At 71.0% G+C, this 19,067-nt stretch carries 17 protein-coding genes; 6 read left to right on the top strand and 11 right to left on the bottom strand.

Annotated features, from left to right (window positions below):
* Positions 1 to 144: 144 nt before the first annotated feature.
* The 4 genes from ACWC2B_RS31660 to ACWC2B_RS31675 form a co-directional block, all read right to left on the bottom strand.
* Entirely contained in the window at positions 145 to 537 is a 393-nt protein-coding gene (locus tag ACWC2B_RS31660) for a TadE/TadG family type IV pilus assembly protein (protein ID WP_450722647.1), read from the bottom strand.
* 8 nt (positions 538 to 545) lie between these two features.
* Positions 546 to 1,784: an AAA family ATPase gene (locus ACWC2B_RS31665; protein WP_450722649.1), complete on the bottom strand. Its 1,239-nt coding sequence runs from the start codon at positions 1,782 to 1,784 to the stop codon at positions 546 to 548.
* Between the two features lie 7 nt (positions 1,785 to 1,791).
* Complete coding sequence (gene cpaB, locus ACWC2B_RS31670) at positions 1,792 to 2,499, bottom strand: Flp pilus assembly protein CpaB (RefSeq protein ID WP_450722651.1); 708 nt, start codon at positions 2,497 to 2,499, stop codon at positions 1,792 to 1,794.
* A gap of 69 nt (positions 2,500 to 2,568) precedes the next feature.
* A complete protein-coding gene (locus ACWC2B_RS31675) occupies positions 2,569 to 3,504 on the bottom strand; it encodes a hypothetical protein (protein WP_450722653.1) in 936 nt (311 codons plus the stop codon).
* Positions 3,505 to 3,915: 411 nt separating this feature from the next.
* Here ACWC2B_RS31675 and ACWC2B_RS31680 point away from each other — a divergent pair, with 411 nt between their 5' ends.
* Entirely contained in the window at positions 3,916 to 5,604 is a 1,689-nt protein-coding gene (locus tag ACWC2B_RS31680; RefSeq protein WP_450722655.1) for a chitinase, read from the top strand.
* Between the two features lie 85 nt (positions 5,605 to 5,689).
* On the opposite strand, the gene ACWC2B_RS31685 is transcribed toward ACWC2B_RS31680, so the two are convergent.
* The 5 genes from ACWC2B_RS31685 to ACWC2B_RS31705 all read right to left on the bottom strand — a co-directional run bounded on the left by ACWC2B_RS31685 (position 5,690) and on the right by ACWC2B_RS31705 (position 10,648).
* Positions 5,690 to 6,583: a S1 family peptidase gene (locus ACWC2B_RS31685; RefSeq protein WP_450722657.1), complete on the bottom strand. Its 894-nt coding sequence runs from the start codon at positions 6,581 to 6,583 to the stop codon at positions 5,690 to 5,692.
* Between the two features lie 186 nt (positions 6,584 to 6,769).
* Positions 6,770 to 8,248 (bottom strand): GntP family permease, encoded by a 1,479-nt coding sequence (locus ACWC2B_RS31690; RefSeq protein WP_450722659.1) that lies wholly within the window; start codon positions 8,246 to 8,248, stop codon positions 6,770 to 6,772.
* A 123-nt stretch (positions 8,249 to 8,371) separates the two neighbouring features.
* On the bottom strand, positions 8,372 to 8,785 hold the full coding sequence (locus ACWC2B_RS31695) for a RidA family protein (RefSeq protein WP_450722661.1): 414 nt from the start codon (positions 8,783 to 8,785) through the stop codon (positions 8,372 to 8,374).
* A complete protein-coding gene (locus ACWC2B_RS31700) occupies positions 8,775 to 9,557 on the bottom strand; it encodes an IclR family transcriptional regulator (RefSeq protein ID WP_450722663.1) in 783 nt (260 codons plus the stop codon). The genes ACWC2B_RS31695 and ACWC2B_RS31700 overlap by 11 nt, the downstream gene beginning before the upstream one ends.
* A complete protein-coding gene (locus ACWC2B_RS31705) occupies positions 9,554 to 10,648 on the bottom strand; it encodes a sugar kinase (protein WP_450722665.1) in 1,095 nt (364 codons plus the stop codon). Before ACWC2B_RS31705 ends, ACWC2B_RS31700 begins: the two co-directional genes overlap by 4 nt.
* A 130-nt stretch (positions 10,649 to 10,778) precedes the next feature.
* On the opposite strand from ACWC2B_RS31705, the gene ACWC2B_RS31710 reads away from it, so the two are divergent.
* Together ACWC2B_RS31710 and ACWC2B_RS31715 are read left to right on the top strand one after the other, a co-directional pair.
* Complete coding sequence (locus tag ACWC2B_RS31710) at positions 10,779 to 12,068, top strand: amino acid deaminase (protein ID WP_450722667.1); 1,290 nt, start codon at positions 10,779 to 10,781, stop codon at positions 12,066 to 12,068.
* Between the two features lie 337 nt (positions 12,069 to 12,405).
* Positions 12,406 to 14,334: an amidohydrolase family protein gene (locus ACWC2B_RS31715; protein ID WP_450722669.1), complete on the top strand. Its 1,929-nt coding sequence runs from the start codon at positions 12,406 to 12,408 to the stop codon at positions 14,332 to 14,334.
* On the opposite strand, the gene ACWC2B_RS31720 is transcribed toward ACWC2B_RS31715, so the two are convergent.
* Together ACWC2B_RS31720 and ACWC2B_RS31725 are read right to left on the bottom strand one after the other, a co-directional pair.
* A complete protein-coding gene (locus ACWC2B_RS31720; protein WP_450722671.1) occupies positions 14,264 to 14,596 on the bottom strand; it encodes an alkyl sulfatase dimerization domain-containing protein in 333 nt (110 codons plus the stop codon). The genes ACWC2B_RS31715 and ACWC2B_RS31720 overlap by 71 nt on opposite strands.
* Positions 14,597 to 14,742: 146 nt before the next feature.
* Positions 14,743 to 16,179: a cellulase family glycosylhydrolase gene (locus ACWC2B_RS31725; protein ID WP_450722673.1), complete on the bottom strand. Its 1,437-nt coding sequence runs from the start codon at positions 16,177 to 16,179 to the stop codon at positions 14,743 to 14,745.
* 108 nt (positions 16,180 to 16,287) lie between these two features.
* Here ACWC2B_RS31725 and ACWC2B_RS31730 point away from each other — a divergent pair, with 108 nt between their 5' ends.
* From ACWC2B_RS31730 to ACWC2B_RS31740, 3 genes are all read left to right on the top strand, one after another.
* The gene (locus tag ACWC2B_RS31730) at positions 16,288 to 16,821 is read left to right on the top strand and encodes a hypothetical protein (RefSeq protein WP_450722675.1); all 534 of its coding nucleotides are present in this window, start codon (positions 16,288 to 16,290) and stop codon (positions 16,819 to 16,821) included.
* Between the two features lie 357 nt (positions 16,822 to 17,178).
* Positions 17,179 to 18,390: a pyridoxal phosphate-dependent aminotransferase gene (locus tag ACWC2B_RS31735; protein ID WP_450722677.1), complete on the top strand. Its 1,212-nt coding sequence runs from the start codon at positions 17,179 to 17,181 to the stop codon at positions 18,388 to 18,390.
* 108 nt (positions 18,391 to 18,498) lie between these two features.
* Positions 18,499 to 18,885, top strand: a complete 387-nt coding sequence (locus ACWC2B_RS31740; RefSeq protein WP_450722679.1) for an SCO4983 family protein — start codon at positions 18,499 to 18,501, stop codon at positions 18,883 to 18,885.
* Positions 18,886 to 19,067 lie beyond the last annotated feature (182 nt).

Here is a 19,067-nt window from a genome sequence, read left to right on the forward strand (position 1 = left end):
GCGTCTGGTGCGTGCGATCGCAAGGCGCCGGAAGGTCCTCGTAGCGGAGCTACTAGGGCGTTTCGGCAACGCGGCGAGCGTGCGTGCCAGACGCCCCGGGCCCGGGCGGGGTTTAGACACAGGCTCTAAGCGCATGCGCACGGCTCAGCGCTCCTTCACATGGGCGGCGGTGCCGTCGACGGGGAAGCCGTTGAGGACGCCCGGGATCAGGATGGGGATGTGCAGGGTGACGGTGGCCCGGTACATGCCCGTCCCCTCCGGTTCGCAAGCAGGAGAGTCAGGGTGGAAGGACGAGGGCACCTCATGCAGGGCCGCCGTCCGGCACGCGGCCACCGCGTCCCCCTCCGCCGCCGCCCCCGCCCGCGCCCCCTCGTCCGCCGCGTTGCCCACGAGGACGAAGGTGTAGCCGACCAGAGCGCACTGCCACAGCGCGACGAGGAGCAGCAGGATCAGCGGGACCACGCCGACGAACTCGATGACCGTCTGCCCCCGGTCCCGCTCGCCCCGGGGAATCCGTAGGAGACGCGTCCCGCGCATCGGCCTCATCAGCCGCCCCTGCGCCTGAGCACCAGTCCCGAGCCCCGCGCGGCCCGCGCCTTCGCTCTGCCCTCCGGGGCCTTGAGGAGGCCGAGTTCGCCGGCCAGCGCCCACAGGGCCTGCTTCACCGTGCTCTTGTTGTCGAGGTCGTGCAGGCGCCCCGCGTCGACGGCGGCCTGGAGTTCCTTGAAGTGGGCCGGGATCGCGGTCTGCGCGACCCGGGTGCCGGTGATCTTCTGGACGAGCTGGGGTTGGATCTCGGTGTGCCGGGTGTGCCGGTTGACCAGCGTGGTGGTCTCCTCGGCCTTGCGGATCTGGAGCCGGTCCCACATCCGTACGGTCCGTTTGGCGCCCCGTACGGACACGACGTCCGGGGTGGTGACGAGCAGGGCCACGTCGGCCATTTCGACGGCGGCGGCGTTGGCCGCGTTCATCTGGGTGCCGCAGTCCACGACGACGGCCTCGTAGCGGGTGCGCAGCGCGCCGATGATCTGGCGGGCGGCCCGGTCGGTGACCTCCTCGCCGCGTTCGCCCTCGCCGGGGGCGAGCAGCAGGGCGAGCCCGCTCTCGTGGTTGAAGACGGCGTCGGCGAGGACCCGGGGCGAGATGTCGGTGATCGCCGCGAGGTCGGCGATGGAGCGCCGGAACTGGACGTCGAGGTAGGAGGCGACATCGCCGGCCTGGAGGTCCATGTCGAGCAGGACGGTCGTGCGGCCCGACGCCCGTGCCGCGAGGGCGAGTTGGACCGCAACGAGCGTGGTTCCGACGCCTCCCTTGGCGCCGGTCACGGTCGTGACGGTGCCGCCGGGCCCGGTGAAGACGTCGAGGCTGGCGCCCAGGTGGCGGCGTACACCCGCGGACCACTGAGCCGCCGCCTGGACGCGTACCGCCAGCTCCTCGTACGCCAGGGGCAGCGCGACCAGGCCGCGGGCGCCGGAGTCCATGGCGGCGGAGAAGACCGCGGGCCCGGCGTCGGAGGAGATCAGGACGACGCCGACCGCGGGGAAGCGCAGGGCGACTTCGCGGATCAGTTCCAGGGCCGGGACCGGCCCGATGCGTTCGTGGACGAGGACGACCTCGGGGAGCTCGTCCAGGGACTCGCCCGCGAGCCTGGCCAGGGTGTCGAGGAGCTGGGTGGAGTCGCCGACGGGCATCGCGGGTTCGGCGTCGGGGAGCTGGCTGAGCAGGGTGGTGACGGAGCGGGCCGCGTCCGCGTCGGCGACGGCCGGAAGGATTCTGGTGGTCATCCGCACCTCACTGGTCCTTTTCGAGCCGGTACGTACGGTCACCGGGCGGGATCGTGCTGTCGCCGTTGCCGCGGCCGACGAGCGCGAGGCGGACATGGGTGGCGAACGACTCGGCGTAGGCGACCCGTTGGGCGTCGAGGGTGGAGAGGGCGAAGGTGATCGGGACGGCCTGGGTGGTCTGGTTCTTGGCAGCGGCATCCGGATTGAGCGCCTGGAGCTGACCCACGGCGATGACCCGGGCGTTCGCGACGATGAGCTTGGACTCGGGGGTGTCGCCCTGCTTGGTGGCGGCGAAGGTGGCGAAGATGTTGACCGTGTCGCTCGCGTTGATCTTTCCGGCGACTCCGGTCGCCGCGTCGATCATGATGGCGATCTCCTGTTCGCCAGGCTTGAGTTGGGGCCGCTCGGTGAACATGCCGTTCTGGAGCAGCGAGCCGCGGGTGAGGCGGGTCGCGGCCATCTTGCCGTTGACGTCCGAGATGTCGGTGACCGCACCCTGCGAGAGCCACCGTTTGGGCATGCTCGTCTTCACGAACAGGTCGGCCTTGAGCGGAGTGTAGGCGGGGATGTCGTCCTTGAGTTTGTACGCCGTCACCTCCGGCCCCACCTTGGAGTTCACGTCGCTGATCACCGTGAGCACCCCTGCGAACGCCCCGAGGGCGCACAGGACCGAGAGGAGGAGAAGGATGATGCCGCGGCGCTGTCGGGAGTTCATCGACCGTACGACCTCGTTCGCTGACGTGGGGCGGAGCGGGCAAGTGGCGGGCTGCTGAGGCGCGTTGGATCAGGGTCCGGGAGCGATGGCGCGGCGGCGTTCGGCCCGGGTGAGAGGCCGGGCGCGGTAGGCGGAGGCGGGGACGGGGCCGAGGGCGGCGGCGCCGTACGGGTCGGCGGGCTCCTCGTCGGGCGGCTGCCGCGAGGCGCAGAATCCGCAGCGGTCGCCGATGAGCTCCATGGCGCACCAGCGGCACTGTTCGCGCCGTACGGAGGCGACGAGTTGGTAGAGGACCGAGATGTCGGGCAGGTAGGCCGCGAACTCGGTCAGCTTTCCGGTGCCCCACCAGGCGGCCGAGTCAGCGGGCAGGGCCGCTTCCTGCACGGCCTTGATCTGCCAGGCGGGGGCGAGGGTGCCGGTGATCCAGTCGGCGTTGGCGGTGCCTCTGGCCAGCAGGAGGTGGCAGGCGAAGTCCGGCCCGGTGAGGGCCCCGGCCGGGCCGACCTTGACGAGTTGCGGATCGGGGTTGGCGAGGACCGCGAACCGACTGCCCGGCATCCAGGACTTGGCGTGTGCGGTGAGGCCGACCGGGACGCGCTCCAGGCGGGTCACGGAGTTGAGGACGGCGCCCGCGTGGATGTAGTGGGAGAGCAGCCGGGCCGCCGAGGCGATGACGCCGGGGCTGAAGTCGCAGACCGAGAGTTGCCTCAACTGCCGTACGAGGATGGCCAGTCCGAGCGGCGGCAGATCGGATTTGATCAGGGTGATCCGATCGGTTTCCAGGAGAGACCGAACGGTATGCAGCCGGTGTTCATGGGCGGCGTCAATTGATGCCGGATAGAAGGCGATGACGTAGCCGTGTTGTTCGAGGAGCCGGTGCATGTCGACGAGCGCGGCGTCGAGGGGCTGGGCGTGCGGCGACTGGAGCAGCGCCGCGAGCGGCGTCTGCGGATCGGTCGGCGGCAGCACCAGGTCGGGGCTGGTGACGGCTATCGCGGTCGGCACGTCGCGGGCCCCCGTTCGCTGATCGCGGTCGCCACCTTGCGGCCCCCGTTTCCTTCGGACGCGCGAGCGTGTGCGAGCCCCCACGACCGCAACTGATCACTGCAATTCCCACCTGCCTCAGCACTTTATCCACGACCTACCGGCCGGAGAACCGTCTTCTCCTTTCCTGTGTGCTTCCACGGCTGGTTTTGGTGCGCATGGGACGGGAGTTGCGTTGAAAGTCGGCCAGCCTTGCGGCCGGAATTGACCCTTCGCCCTGGGGGACTTCCGGCCGGGGAACACGGCACGGCACCTCGTACCGGTCATCGCCCGAGGCCTTGACAACCTAATTGGTCTGGACCAAGTTGTGCGACCAGGACGCCCCCACCCCCACGTCCCCTCACCTCCCAACTCCCCTCCCGGAGGCAGCAAGTGAACCGTGCAAGATTCGGGTTGGCCGTGGCCGCGGCCGGCGCGCTGTCCATAGCCGGCCTGACCGGGGTCGCCTCGGCGGCCGACGTCAACAACGCCAAGAACGCCGGGTTCGAGTCGGGCCTCGGCGGCTGGAGCTGCTCGGCCGGCAGCGGCTCGGTCGTCTCCTCCCCGGTGCACGGCGGAACCGCCGCCCTCAAGGCCACCCCGTCGGGGTCCGACACCGGCCAGTGTTCGCAGACCGTCGCCGTCAAGCCCAACTCGACGTACACGCTGAGCGCTTGGGTGCAGGGCAGTTACGTCTACCTCGGCGCGAGCGGTACCGGCACGACCGACGTCTCGACCTGGACGCCGGGCACCGGCAGCGGCTACAGCCAGCTGTCGACGACCTTCACCACCGGCTCCTCCACGACCTCGGTGCAGATCTACACGCACGGCTGGTACGGCCAGCCCGCGTACTACGCCGACGACATCTCGGTGTACGGGCCCGACGGCGGCGGGGGCGGCGACCCCGCGCCGACGATCCCGGCGGCTCCGGGCGGGCTCGCGGTCGGCTCGGTCAGCTCGTCCTCGGTGAACCTGTCGTGGGGCGCGGTGTCGAACGCGACCGGGTACAACGTCTACCAGGGCGGCACCAAAGTGCAGTCGGTGACGGGCAGTTCGGCGACCGTGACCGGGCTGAGCGCGTCGACCTCGTACCAGTTCCAGGTGACCGCGACCAATGCGGCGGGCGAGTCCCCGAAGTCGGCGGCGGTGACCGGCACGACGTCGGCGACCGGCGGCAACCCGGGTGGCGGCGGGACCGTACCCAAGCACGCGGTGACCGGCTACTGGCAGAACTTCAATAACGGCGCGACCGTCCAGAAGATCAGCGACGTGCCGGCGAACTACGACATCATCGCCGTGGCCTTCGCGGACGCCACGACGACGCCGGGCGCGGTGAGCTTCACCCTCGACACCAACGGCCTGGGCGGCTACACCGTCGACCAGTTCAAGGCGGACATCGCGGCCAAGCACGCGGCGGGCAAGTCGGTGGTCATCTCGATCGGCGGCCAGAACGGCACGATCTCGGTCAGCGACTCCACCTCGGCCAGCAACTTCGCGAACTCCGTCTACTCGCTGATGCAGACGTACGGCTTCGACGGCGTCGACATCGACCTGGAGAACGGCCTCAACTCCACTTACATGACACAGGCGTTGAAGTCCCTCTCCGCCAAGGCGGGCAGCAAGCTCGTCATCACGATGGCCCCGCAGACCATCGACATGCAGTCGCCGTCGAACGAGTACTTCAAGACGGCCCTCAACATCAAGGACATCCTGACCGTCGTCAACATGCAGTACTACAACAGCGGCTCGATGAACGGCTGCGACGGCAAGGTCTACTCGCAGGGCACGGTCGACTTCCTGACCGCGCTTGCCTGCATCCAGCTCCAGGGCGGCCTCGACCCGTCGCAGGTGGGCCTGGGCCTGCCGGCGTCGACGTCCGGCGCGGGCAGCGGCTACGTCTCCCCGTCGGTGGTGAACGCGGCGCTGGACTGCCTGACCCAGGGCACGAACTGCGGCTCGTTCAAGCCGTCGAAGACGTACCCGGGCCTGCGCGGCGCGATGACGTGGTCCACCAACTGGGACGCGTCCTCGGGCCAAGCCTGGTCGAACGCGGTGGGCCCGCACGTCCACGCCCTGCCGTAGCGCGGCACCGCACAGGACAGCAGCGCCGCCCACTCCCCCGGGCGGCGCTGCTGCCATGTTGTTGTACTTGGTTGTGCCTACAAGCTCACGGCTTCGGCAGAGTGCAACCGGCGCGCGTCAGATCGATCTTGTTGCCGGCCCCGATGCAGGGAACGATGATGTACGTCTCCTGGGCGTAGTTGATACCCTGGTGAACAGTGACGTTGCCGTTCTGGTCGACCTCGCACGGGTTGTTGTCCGTGCACCGCTCGCCGTCCTCGTTGCCGGTGTTGTTGACGGCGACGACCTTGCCGGTGGTCGTGTCGATCACCGGGGAGCCGGAGGTGCCGCCGATGGTGTTGCAGGACGAGGTGTAGCGGACCGAGTCCTTCCAGGTCCAGTCGCCTTCCTTCAGCCGGTAGACGAAGCCGTCCACGTTGCAGCTGTAGGTCCGCTTCCAGTACCCGGAGACGACCTTGATCGCCGAACCCTGCGTCGGATGCGCGTCGTTGAGGGTGAGCGCGCTGATCCCGTAGCTGCTCTGGATCTTGGCGTAGGTCGTGCTGAGCTGGTAGATCGAGATGTCCGTGTCGGTCATCGTGGCGTACGAGACCTTGGTGGCGCGCAGGGTGGCGACCTTGGAGCCCGAGGCGTTCAGGAGCGAGAACGAGCGGGACGACGGCTGGTCGGTGATGACCTCGCCGGCGGCGGGGAATCCGCTTTCGAGGCAGTGTCCGTTGGAGAGCACGAGCGCGGGGTCGTTCGGCTGCGAACTGGGCGTACGGATCACGGAGCCCGAACAGTTGCTCAGCGCCACGGTCCCGGCGAAGTTGACCGCCTTGACGGTGGGCTGGGCGGGGGCGGCCTTGGCGGGGGCGGTGACCGCCGCGGCGGGGGCCTTGCTGTCGGAGGGCTGGGCGGCCACGGCAGGCACCGCGCCCGCGGCCGCGAGCAGCAGGGCACAGACGGCGCCGAGTGCGCCGACGTAGGACTTCTTCATGTGGGGGTTCCCCTTTTGAGGGTGCTCGGATGATGAAGGAGTGCGGTTTGTCATGCGCATTGTTGAGGCTGGGGTGGTCAACGGGCAAGTGGACAAAAGGAGTTGTGGAGGTTGCGCACATTTGAGGACGCCCTCATCCGAAGGGCGCCCTCGTGGTCCGAGCCCGAAGGGCTAGGGGGTGTCCCCCTAGATCACCAGGCTCAGCAACCCCGCCACCGCGAAGCCGGTCACGGAGAGGACGGATTCCAGGACCGTCCAGGACTTCAGGGTGTCCCGCTCCGTGATGCCGAAGTACTTGGCGACCATCCAGAAGCCGCCGTCGTTCACGTGCGAGGCGAAGATCGAGCCCGCCGAGATCGCCATGATGATCAGCGCGAGGTGGGCCTGGGAGTAGCCGGAACCCTCCACCAGGGGGACCACGATGCCGGCCGTCGTCACGATCGCCACCGTCGCCGAGCCCTGGGCTACGCGCAGGGCGACCGAGATCAGCCAGGCCAGGAGGATGGCCGGGAGGCCTACGCCGTTGAAGGTGGTGGCGAGGGCGTCCGCGATGCCCGACGCTTTCAGGACCGCGCCGAAGATGCCGCCCGCGCCGACCACCAGCAGGATGTTGCCGACCGGCTTCAGGGACGAAGTCGACACCGTTTCAAGGGACTTGCGGGACCAGCCGCGCCGGACGCCCAGCAGGTAGTAGGCGAGGACGAGGGCGATGGTCAGGGCGACGAAGGGGTTGCCGAAGAACTCCAGGGCCGACCGCGGGGTGGAAGGGGCCAGGGCGATCGAGGAGAACGTCGCGGCCAGGATCAGGATCAGCGGCGTACCGATGATGGCGAGGACCGCGCCGAGCGGCGCCGGCGCCTCGCGCGGGGTGACCCCGGCAGCCCGCTGTTCGGCGGCGACGGCGGCCTTCGCCTCCTCGGCGGCCTCCAGCATGTCCTGCGGGACCTCGACGAAGATGCGCTTGCCGATCCAGGCGGCGTAGGCCCACGCGGCGAGGACGGCCGGGATGCCGACCAGGGCCCCCATCAGGATCACCCAGCCCAGCGAAACGTGGAACAGGCCGGCCGCCGCCACCGGGCCGGGGTGCGGCGGCAGGAAGGCATGGGTCATGGACAGGCCCGCGAGCAGCGGCATGCAGTACAGCAGGATCGACTTGCCGGACCTCTTGGCGGCGGCGTACACGATCGGCGCGAGGACGAAGATGCCTACGTCGAAGAAGACCGGGATGCCGAAGATCAGCCCCGTCAGGCCCATCGCGAGCGGGGCGCGCCGCTCGCCGAAAAGGTGCAGGAGGCGGGTGCTCAACACCTCGGCGCCGCCGCTGACTTCGAGGATCGCGCCGAGCATCGTGCCGAGCCCGATGATGATCGCCACGTGTCCGAGGATGCCGCCCATGCCGGATTCGACGACCGAGACGGCGGCGGACTTCTGGACCGTGCCGAAGAGCTCGGTGACCGACAGGCCCGCGCCCAGGCCGACGGCTATGGAGACCGCGAGCAGGGCGACGAACGGCTGGAGCCTGACCCTGATGATCAGGAAGAGGAGGAGGGCGACGCCCAGGACGGCGACGGTCAGCAGGCCGGCGGTGCCGCCGACGAGGGGCAGGATGCCGCCCGTGTGAACGGGCTTGGGTGGGGTGGCGGCCGCGACAGCTTGGAACAACATGTGCCAACTCCGTTGTGCAGCAGGGGGGTTCCAGGGCAGGGAGGACCGCGGCACGGCACCCCGGCGGTCCGGGGCGCCGCACCGTGCGGCGGGTCGAGCGGTGTGGCTAAGGGCGGCAAGGAATTACGCGTCCAGGACCGCGAGGGCGTCGATCTCGATGAGCAGGCCCGCGGGGAGACCCACGTACACCGTCGTGCGGGCGGCTGCGGGAGCCTTCAGGTCCTGCTCCTCGAAGTACGCGTTGTAGATCTCGTTCATCTCCGCGAAGTGGTCCACGTCCGTGAGGTAGACCCGCATCATCATCACGTCGTCCCAGCTCGCGCCGCCCTCCTCCAGGATCGCCTTGACGTTGGCGAAGGTCTGGAGGGTCTGCTCGCGCAGGGTGGGGCCGGCCGGGGTGGGCGCCTGGCCCTCGACCGCCGGGAGGAAGCCGACCTGGCCGGCGACCTGGAGGATGTTCCCCTTCCGTACGCCGTGCGAGAACTTGGCGGGCGGGGTGGTGTGCGTGGCCGGGGTGATGGCGGTCTTATCGGTCATCGGAACTTCCTTGTGCGGGTGGGGTGTTGGGTGCCGTGCCGGAGTACTCGCGGCTGATGGCTTCCGCGGTGCGGCGCACCTGGGGAAGCAGGGTGAGGAGTTCTTCGGCGGTGACGACGACGTTCGGCGCGGAGACCGACATGGCGGCGACGACCCGGCCGTCCGCACCGCGGATGGGGGCCCCGATGCAGTTGATGGACTCCTCGTGGCCACCGAGGTCGGTGGCCCAGCCCTGTTCGCGCACGGTCGCCAGCTCCTTGAGGAAGGCGGCGGCGTTGGGTGTCGAACGGGACGTGTAGGTGGGGTAGTCGAGCTTCTCCGCGACGGCGCGGCGCTCGGCCTCCGGCAGGTCGGCGAGCAGCAGCTTGGCGACGGCGGCGACGGTGATCGCGACCGGCTTCCCGATACGGGAGTACATCCGCACCGGGTAGCGGCTCTCGACCTTGTCGATGTAGAGGACCTCGCCCTCCTCGTGCACGGCGAGGTGGATGGTGTGCCCGATCCGTTCGTTGAGGGCGACGAGGTGGGGGTGGGCGATCTCGCGTACGTCCAGGTTCTCGACCGCCTCCTGGGCGAGGGCGAAGAGGCGGGCGCCGAGCCGGTAGCGCTGGTCCTCCTGGCGGTAGACGAGCCCGTGCTCGTGCAGGGTGCGCAGGAGCCGCAGCGCGGTTGACTTGTGCACCCCGAGCCGGTCGGCGACCTGCCCGAGGTCGGCGGGGCCCTGCGCGAGCAGCGGCAGGATGGTCAGCGCCCGGTCGACGGTCTGGCTCATGACGTACGTACCTCCTGGTCGTCCCCCGTCCACCCGGGGCCGAGACGAAGTCTCCCCCAGGCGGTGTCGTCCAGGGCCACGAGCCGGTCGGCGTGTGCGCGTGCCGGGGGCCGGGTGAGATCGCCGGGCACGGTGAGCACGGCGGCGGCCATGAGGTGCCCGTGCCGGATGCGGTCGCGTACGGGGAGGTCGCGCAGGGTGGCGCTGAGGAACCCGGCGGCGAAGGCGTCGCCCGCGCCGACGGGGGCGACCACGTCGACGGCCGGGGGCCGTACGAGGGTGGCAGGGCGTACGGGGGTGGCCGTTCCGGCGCCGTCCGCGAGCCCCTCGGCCGCCTCGCCTCCCCGCTCCATGACGATGGCGCCGCCCCTGCCCAGCTTCACGACCAGTACGTCCGGCTCGGGCAGCGCATCGCGGACGGCCGCCGCCCCGCGCAGCCCCCAGGCCGCCTCCGCCTCGTCCTCCCCCACGAAGACGATGTCCGCGCCGCGGGCGAGGTCGAGCAGGACCCGGGGCCCGGCCGCGTCCCGCCACAGGCCCGGCCGGTAGTTGACGTCGAACGAGACGAGGGGGCGGCCGGGCCGGCGCGGGACGAGGTCGCGCATCAGGGCGAGGCAGTCGTCGGAGAGCGCGGCCGTGATGCCGGACAGGTGCAGGATCCGCCCGCCCCACACGTCCCGGTACGGCACGGTCGCAGGGGACATCGCGGAGGCGGCCGACCCGGCGCGGTAGTAGAGCACCTCGTGACCGTCGGCCGCCCGGTCGTCGGCGGTGCGGAAGTAGATGCCGGTGGGCCGCACGGGGTCGCGGCGCACCGCGCGCACGTCGACCCCGTACGAGCCGATCGCCTCGACCAGGTGGTCGCCGAAGCCGTCGGAGCCGACCCGGCTGACCCACTTCGCGGTGTGCCCGGCGGCCGCGAGCGCGCAGGCCACGTTGGACTCGGCGCCTCCGATGGTCCGCTCGAAGGCGGGAACATCGGCGAGGCGGCCCGGGCGGGCCGGAAGGAAGGTGACCATGGACTCGCCGAGGCAGACGACATCGACGGGAGTGTCGACGTCGTTCGCGGCGGCTGGGGATCCGGTGGTCACCGCTGGCTCCTCGCTGATGGGCGGCCGGGGCAGGTCATTGACCCGGCGTTGGCCCGGATGTTAGACAGCATTGAGCGATATACGCAATGGGTGTTGCAGATGATGCAACGCCGAGGAGGGTGAGGTTTCCGTGGCAGTCACCGATCGCGAAGACAGGCTCGCGGCGCTGGGCGCCGAACGCGTCGACCACCGTTTCAAGGGGCTGCCGCCGGACGCGGAGGGGCTCACCGTCGCCGAGCTCGCCGCCCAGCGCCGCGACCTCTTCACCGGCGGCTTCACCACTCCGGTCCTGACGCTGTCGGCGGAGTCCGTCGAGCACAACCTCGCCCTCCTGGAGACGTACGCGGAACGCCACGGCCTGGCTTTCGCGCCGCACGGCAAGACCTCGATGGCGCCGCAGCTCTTCGCCCGCCAGGTCGAGCGGGGCGCCTGGGGGATCACGCTCGCGATGCCCCACCAGGTGCGCGTGGCAAGGGCGTTCGGGACCGAGCGGATCTTCCTCGCGAACGAGCTCGTCGACGCCGCCGCGCTGCGCTGGGTCGCCGGGGAGCTGTCGCGGGACCCGTCCTTCCGCTTCGTCTGTTACGTCGACTCCGTACGCGGGGTCGAGCTGATGGACGAGGCGCTGCGGGGCTCCGCCCGTCCGGTGGACGTGGTGGTCGAGCTGGCGGCGGGCGAGGGCGCGCGTACGGGGGTGCGTACGGAGGCGGAGTGCGCGGAGGTCGCCGACGCGGTGGCCCGCACGGGGACGCTGCGGCTCGTCGGCGTCGCGGGGTACGAGGGCGAGGTGCCGCGGGCGGACCCCGCACGGGTCTCCGCCTACCTCTCCCGACTCGTCTCGCTGGCGGTGGACTTCGACAAGGCGGGCCGGTTCTCGGGGCTCGGCCTCGATGAAATCGTGGTCAGCGCGGGCGGATCGGCGTGGTTCGACTCGGTCGCGGAGGCCTTCGCCGACATCCCCGAACTGTCGCTGCCCGTACTGAAGTTGCTCCGTTCCGGGGCGTACGTCTCGCACGACTCGGGGCACTACCGGAAGCTCACCCCCTTCAACCGGGTGCCCTCCGAAGGCGCCCTCCAGCCTGCCTTCCGCCTCTGGGCCCAGGTCGTCTCCCGGCCCACGCCGGAGCAGGCGTTCGTGAACGCGGGGAAGCGGGACGCGGCGTACGACCTGGACATGCCGTCGGCGGAGCTGGTGCGGGACGCGGTCACCGGAGAGGTCCGGCCCGCGTCGGGCATCTCGGTGACGGGGCTTTCCGATCAGCACGGGTGGCTCGGTACGGAGCCGGGGGTTTCCCTGTCGGTCGGGGACTGGGTGGGGATGGGGCTTTCGCATCCGTGCACGGTGTTCGACAAGTGGGGGTTGATTCCGGTGGTGGAGCGGGACGGTGCGGTGTCGGACTACATCCGCACGTACTTCTGACCCCGATCCCGCGCACCCCCCTGGGGCTGCGCCCCAGACCCCCAGGGGGCTGCCCACCCTCCCTCCCGTGCAAGGGGTTGGGTGGTTCGGCTTCTGGGGCTGCGCCCCAGACCCCCCCGCCCCCGCGGGCACTCCGTCCCCTGCACCCCTTTCGGGGCTCCGCCCCGGACCCCGTTCGCGCCTGAACGGCGCTCGTCCTCGAACTCCCCCAAGGCCATAAGGGCCAGGGGGACCCCCATGACGGGCTGAAGCACTCCGGTGCGGGCCGGCACCAACCCTGCCAGGGGCGCGGGGCTGTGACATGTGCGGCTCCGCCGCGATGGGGGTCCCCCTGTTCATGGGGGTCCCCCCTGTTCGAGCGAAGCCGAGAACTCGGGGGAGAAGCCGAGAACTTGGGGGAGCGCCCAGCCACCCACGGCCCGCAGCCGAATACCGATCACCACCGGCCGGAGCCGAACCCCACCCACCCCCGGCCGGATCCGACCCCACCCACCCCCGGAGGCCACGCGGCGGAGCCGCAGAGTGTCACAGCGGGAAGGGGCGGGAAGGGGCCACCGGGCCCTGGGGCGGAGCCCCAGCGCAGCCCGCCCGGCCACAACCCCACCCCCGGAGGGGCGCACCCGCCAGGGGCGGGAAAACCACCCGACCCACACGAGAGGCACCCATGGACCTCCTGATCCGGGACGCCCGCGTCATCGACGGCACCGGCACCCCCTCCTACCCCGCAGACGTCGGCATCACGGACGGCCGGATCGCCGCGATCAGGAAACCCGGTGAGCCCCCGCTCACCGCCCGCCGCACCCTCCGTGCCCACGGCCTCGCCCTGGCCCCCGGGTTCATCGACATGCACGCCCACTCCGACCTCGCCCTGCTCCGCGACCCGGACCACAGCGCCAAGGCCGCCCAGGGCGTCACGCTAGAGGTGCTCGGGCAGGACGGGCTCTCGTACGCGCCCGTCGACGATCGCACGCTCGGCGAGGTCCGCCGGGCCATCACCGGGTGGAACGGCGACGGCAGCGACATCGAGTTCGACTGGCGCACCGTCGGCGAGTACCTCGACCGCCTCGACCGCGGCATCGCCGTCAACGCCGCCTACCTCGTCCCGCAGGGCACGGTCCGGATGTACGCCGTCGGCTGGGACGACCGGCCCGCGACCCCCCAACAGCTCGACCACATGCGGCAGTTGGTGGCCCAAGGCATGGAGCAGGGCGCCGTCGGGATGTCCTCCGGGCTCACCTACACGCCCGGCATGTACGCCACCGACTCCGAACTCACCGAGCTCTGCCGCGTCGTCGCGCGCTACGACGGCTACTACTGCCCCCACCACCGCTCCTACGGCGCCGGCGCCCTCGAAGCGTACGAGGAGATGGTGCGGCTCACCCGGGACGCGGGCTGCGCGCTCCATCTCGCCCACGCCACCATGAACTTCGGCGTGAACAAGGGCCGGGCACCCCAGCTCCTCCATCTTCTCGACGACGCCCTCGCCGCCGGAGCCGACATCTCGCTCGACACCTACCCCTACACCCCGGGGTGCACAACTCTCGTTGCCATGCTGCCCAGTTGGGCGAGCGAGGGCGGGCCTGAGGCCATTCTCGCGCGGCTCCGCGACGACGACACCGCCGAACGCGTCCGCCACCACATGGAGGCCATCGGCGCGGACGGCTGCCACGGCGTGCCCATCGACTGGGGCACCATCGAGATCTCGGGCGTGAGCCATCCCGGGCTCGCCGGCTGCGTCGGGAAGACCGTCGCCGAGGCCGCCGCCCTGCGCGGCGAGACGCCCTGGACCACCGCCCGGCGGCTGCTCATCGACGACGGGCTCGGGTCCACCATCCTCCAGCACGTCGGGCACGAGGAGAACGTGCGGGCCATCATGCGGCACCCGGTGCACACCGGCGGCAGCGACGGCATCCTCCAGGGGGACAAGCCCCACCCCCGCGCCTACGGCACGTTCCCGCACTATCTCGGGCGCTACGCACGGGAGTTGGGCATCCTGTCCCTTGAGGAGACCGTCGCCCACCTCACCTCCCGGCCCGCCGCACGGCTGCGGCTGCCCGACCGGGGCCTGGTCCGCGAGGGCTACCGCGCGGACCTCGTCCTGTTCGACCCGGACACGGTCTCGGCGGGCGCCACCTTCGAGTCCCCGCGCACGCTGCCCGTCGGCATCCCGTACGTCCTGATCGACGGGAAGTTCGTCATCGAGGACGGCAGGCGGACCGGTGTGCTGGCGGGCCGCTCGGTGCGGCGGACACCCGGGGCGCGGTGAGCGTGCCGGTCGACAGTTCGCGGGCCGCCGTCAGGTAGACGGTGCGCAGGGGGCCGTACTCGGCGGAGTAGGCGAGCTGGGTGAGCGCGAGGGCTTGCAGGGCCTTCGCGCTGCGCCGGGCGGCCCCGGGCACGGGGGCCCCGACCACCTGGTCGAGGAGCTCAATCACCTTGTCGTAGTGGGGAGTTGGCGCGTCGTACTCCCGCTGCGCGGCGGCAAGGAGCCCCCGCCACCACAGCCGCCCACGGAACCGATCGGTCATGGCCACTGCCTCCTGAGAGCCTGTGTCTGATGCGCGCGGGGTGACGGACGTCCGTCGTGCGTACGGACCTACCGGACGCTAGAAACACCCCCGCTCGCGACACAACGCCGCCCTGCCGGGCATGGCTCAATACGTCCCGCCTCCGCTCACACCCTCGGGGTGATCCGAACCGAGACCGGGCCCGTCCCGCCTGAAGTGACGTGCAGGGTACGGGACTTGGGGTCCCACGCCCCGGCCGTCGCCCCATCCCCCGCCACCACACCACCCTTGGGGAAGAACCGGGCGGGCAGATACACCTCCGTGTCGCCGCGCACCCCCTCCGTGGGCCGCCAGCTCACCGACAGCGTGCGGCTCGGCTCGCCCCAGGCGTACGCGACGGGGTCGCCCGCGATCGCTCTCGGTTCCGGGCGGTCCAGGACCGGGAGCAGCGGGGTGGGCTTGAGGCCCTGTCCCCAAGGCGCCCAGGATCCGGGGTCGTTGGACCAGTACGCCGTGCCCGCGCCCATGTCGTCCGCCATGGCTCGCACCTTGGTCACGTAGCGCAGGGCACCGGGGAGGGTGGTGTCGAGGCCGTACTCGCCGATGAGGACGGGGGCGCCGAGCCTCCGCGCGGTCTTCTCGGTCTGCTCGCGCCAGGAGGAGAGCGTGCGGTCCACCCACTTCTCGGCGTCTCCGGTGTAGCCGCCGCCGAGGTCCATCGGGAGGGGATAGAGGTGCGGCGCGTACGCGATGCGGGCGTCCTCCCCGTCGCCGCGTGGATCGGCGAGGTAGGGAAGTCCGCTCGGCAGGCCCCAGTTGGCGCTGACGGCCTCGGGTTCGACGAAGATCCAGGAGTCGTGGTCGACCTTGCGGATGGCGGCGATGGTCTGGCGGTAGAGGGCGGCGAGCGGCCCCGCCTCGAAGGCGGGGCCCTGGACACTGCCGCCGAAGGGCTCGTTCATCAGGTCGTAGCCGAGGACGGCCGGGTCGTCGGCGAACCGCGCGGCGACGTGGGCCCAGGCGGCCGCGTAGTGCGTCCGGAGATCGCGGCCGCCCCGCCTCGTCCCCCAGAAGTTGTCGAAGGCCCGCACCGTCCCCGGCTCGATGTACTTGAGCTCCCACTGGCCCTGCTCGGCGACAGGCAGCCCTTCGTTCTCGGTCGCCCAAGCCGGCGCACCGTTGCCCTTCACTTTCGGCCCGTACACGTCCTGGTGCAGGTCGAGCATCACGCGGTAGCCGCGCGCCCCGTACCAGCGCACGCGCTCGGCGACCCGCGCGAGGTAGCCGTCGTCGTACTCCCCCGGCCTCGGCTCGACGTTGCGCCACTGGATGAGGAACCGTACGAAGTCGGAGCCGAGCGCATCCGATTCGCGCTGTACGTCGGCTTCCTTGATCCAAGGGAGGCCGTCCGGCTGGGACTTGGCGCTGCTCGCGGTGTTGAGACCGGTCAGGACGAGGGCGCGGCCCTGGTCGTCGGTGATCCAACGGTGCCCGGCGGCGGTGTGCGCGGACCCCGCCCCGGTCGGGCCGACCACCACCAGAAGGGCGACGGCCACCGCCAGTGCCGCGCCCGCCGCCGTCCGCCTGATCGCCCGTAGCCGCATGGCCGGACTCTAAGGGCTCCGCCACACCTTCAACAGCCCTGCTCACAGCTGTAGTTGAGTTTTGTTCAGCATCTTCTGTTCATTCGCTCCGTGCCCTAAGGTCCGCCCATGCGTCAGCTCATGCGCCTGCCTGTGCGTCTGCCCGGAATCGAGCCGGCGGTGGCCGCCGTCGCCGGGGTCTGCCTGCTGCTCGCACTGCTCCTGGGCCTGACCCCGGTCCTGACCGCGTTCACCGCGCACGAGGGCATGGCCCTGGTGCCGACCGCCCTCGGGGTGCCGTTCGCCCTGCCCTCGCTACGTGCCGTGCCACTGGGGAGCACGGGCTGGCCCCAGCTCCTGTGCGAGGACTTCGCGGCGGCGGTCCTGGTGACGGTGGCGGTGCTGCGGATGCGCCGCCATCTGCGCCGCCACCCGGCCGCAGGCCGCGCCCGCCGCCTCCTCGCGGGCTGGACCGCCCTGATCGCGGGCGCGGCGACCGCGGGCCTGTGGCGCGGCCTGGTGACAGCCCGAATGGTCGAGTCGGGCCCGGCCGGCTGGCTGCTGTACGGGGCGATCGGCGCGGCGTTCGGGGCGGTGTGGGGGTTGGGCCTGGGGTGGCTGACGGGGGCGGCGGCGCTGTGCGTGCGGCCGGAGCGGGCATAGCCAGCCCGTCATGGGGGTCCCCCTGGCCCTTGAGGCGCGAACGGGGGTCCGGGGGCTCCGCCCCCGAGAGGGGTGCAGGGGACGAAGTCCCCGCAGGGGGTCTGGGGCGCAGCCCCAGGAAACCAACCTTCACCCTCCCCCCACCCCCGGAGGGTCTCGGGAAGGGGCGGGGTGGGGAAGATCTCACCCCACACCACCCCGCACCCCCATTCCAAGCCAGCCCACCCCCCACGCCCCCCATTCCCCCGGCCCGCCCAACCCCGCCACATTGCGATGAAAGCCGACACCGAGCGCCCCAAACCCACCCGGCCCCAAAACACGAGGCACCCCGCGAAACACGCCCGTAAGGTGGCGGTCATGCAGGTGATCCAGTCGACGAAGCTCGCCAATGTCTGTTACGAGATCCGGGGCCCGGTGCTTGAGGAGGCGATGCGTCTTGAGGCGCAGGGTCACCGCATCCTCAAGCTGAACACCGGCAACCCGGCAGCCTTCGGCTTCGAGTGCCCGCCCGAGATCCTGGAGGACATCCTCCGCAATCTCGCGGGCGCACACGGCTACGGCGACGCGAAGGGCCTGCTGTCCGCGCGCCGTGCGGTGATGCAGCACTACCAGACCAAGGGCATCGAGCTGGACGTCGAGGACGTCTACCTCGGCAACGGCGTGTCCGAGCTCATCCAGATGTCGATGCAGGCGCTGCTCGACGACGGCGACGAGGTGCTGGTCCCCGCGCCGGACTACCCGCTGTGGACGGCCTCGGTCTCGCTCGCGGGCGGCACCGCCGTGCACTACCGCTGCGACGAGCAGGCCGACTGGATGCCGGACCTCGCCGACATCGAGCGCAAGGTCACCGACCGCACCAAGGCCATCGTCATCATCAACCCGAACAATCCGACGGGTGCGGTGTACGACGACGAGATGCTGCGCGGCCTGACCGAGATCGCCCGCCGCCACAACCTGGTCGTCTGCTCGGACGAGATCTACGACCGCATCCTGTTCGACGGCGCCACCCACACCCCGACCGCGGTCATCGCGCCCGACCTGATGGTGCTGACCTTCAACGGCCTCTCGAAGAACTACCGGGTGGCCGGCTACCGCTCCGGCTGGCTGGCGGTGTGCGGGCCGAAGGCCCACGCGTCCTCGTACATCGAGGGCCTGACCATCCTCGCGAACATGCGCCTTTGCGCGAACATGCCGTCCCAGCACGCGGTGGCCACCGCGCTCGGCGGCCGGCAGTCGATCGAGCAGCTGGTGCTGCCGGGCGGGCGGCTCCTGGAGCAGCGGGACACGGCGTACGAGCTGCTCACGCAGATCCCCGGCGTCACCTGCGTGAAGCCGAAGGGCGCGCTGTACCTGTTCCCGCGTCTCGACCCGAACGTCTACAAGGTCAAGGACGACCGGCAGATGGTGCTCGACCTGCTGCGGGCCGAGAAGATCATGGTGGTGCACGGGACCGGGTTCAACTGGCCGGAGCCCGACCACTTCCGGATCGTGACGCTGCCGTCCGCGAAGGACCTGGCGGACGCGGTGACGCGGATCGGGAACTTCCTGGACGGCTACAGCCAGATGTAACCCGGCCCCCGGCTCCCGGGGCTCCCGGCCTCTCCATCTGGGCCCGACTCAACTTTAGACAGAATCTAAGCTAGGATGGCCTCCTGAAACACTCAGGAGGCCATCCCCATGTACGAACCGATCCGCACCAAGTCGGTCCACAGCACGGTGGCCGCCGACAGTGCCCGCATCCCGCACCGCTCCCGCGAGGAAGAGCTGGACATCCAGCTCGCCGGACACCTCTCCGCCCTGCTCGCCGTCACCGACGAGCTCGGGCTCACCGAGGCCGGAGACGCCATCGCACGACAGGTCGCCCGGCTGCGCGGCGGTCTGCCGCCGGTCCGCCACGCGGGGCTCAGCCGGGCCGACGCGGGCGCCCTCCACACGCGCGCCCACGCCCTCGCGGGCCGCGCCCTTCTCGTCGCCGCCTCGCGCGCCGACACCGCCGCCGCGATCCTGGCAGCGGAGCGCATGGACGCCCACGCGGCCGCCTGCGCCCTCACCGCCGCCTCCTGAGCGGCCCCTGTTCGGCCCCGGTCCGCGAGCCGCGGAGGTCTGCGGACCGGGTGCCACACTCCCACTGAACCGGGTTTCATCCGCCCAACTGCCGTACCGCGCACACCAGTTGAGCTGACGTACGAGAAAAAAGGCCGACCCCCGGAGCCGTGAGGGGACTCCGGGGGTCGGCCTTCATGCGC

The sequence above is a fragment of the Streptomyces sp. NPDC001415 genome, assembly GCF_053597395.1.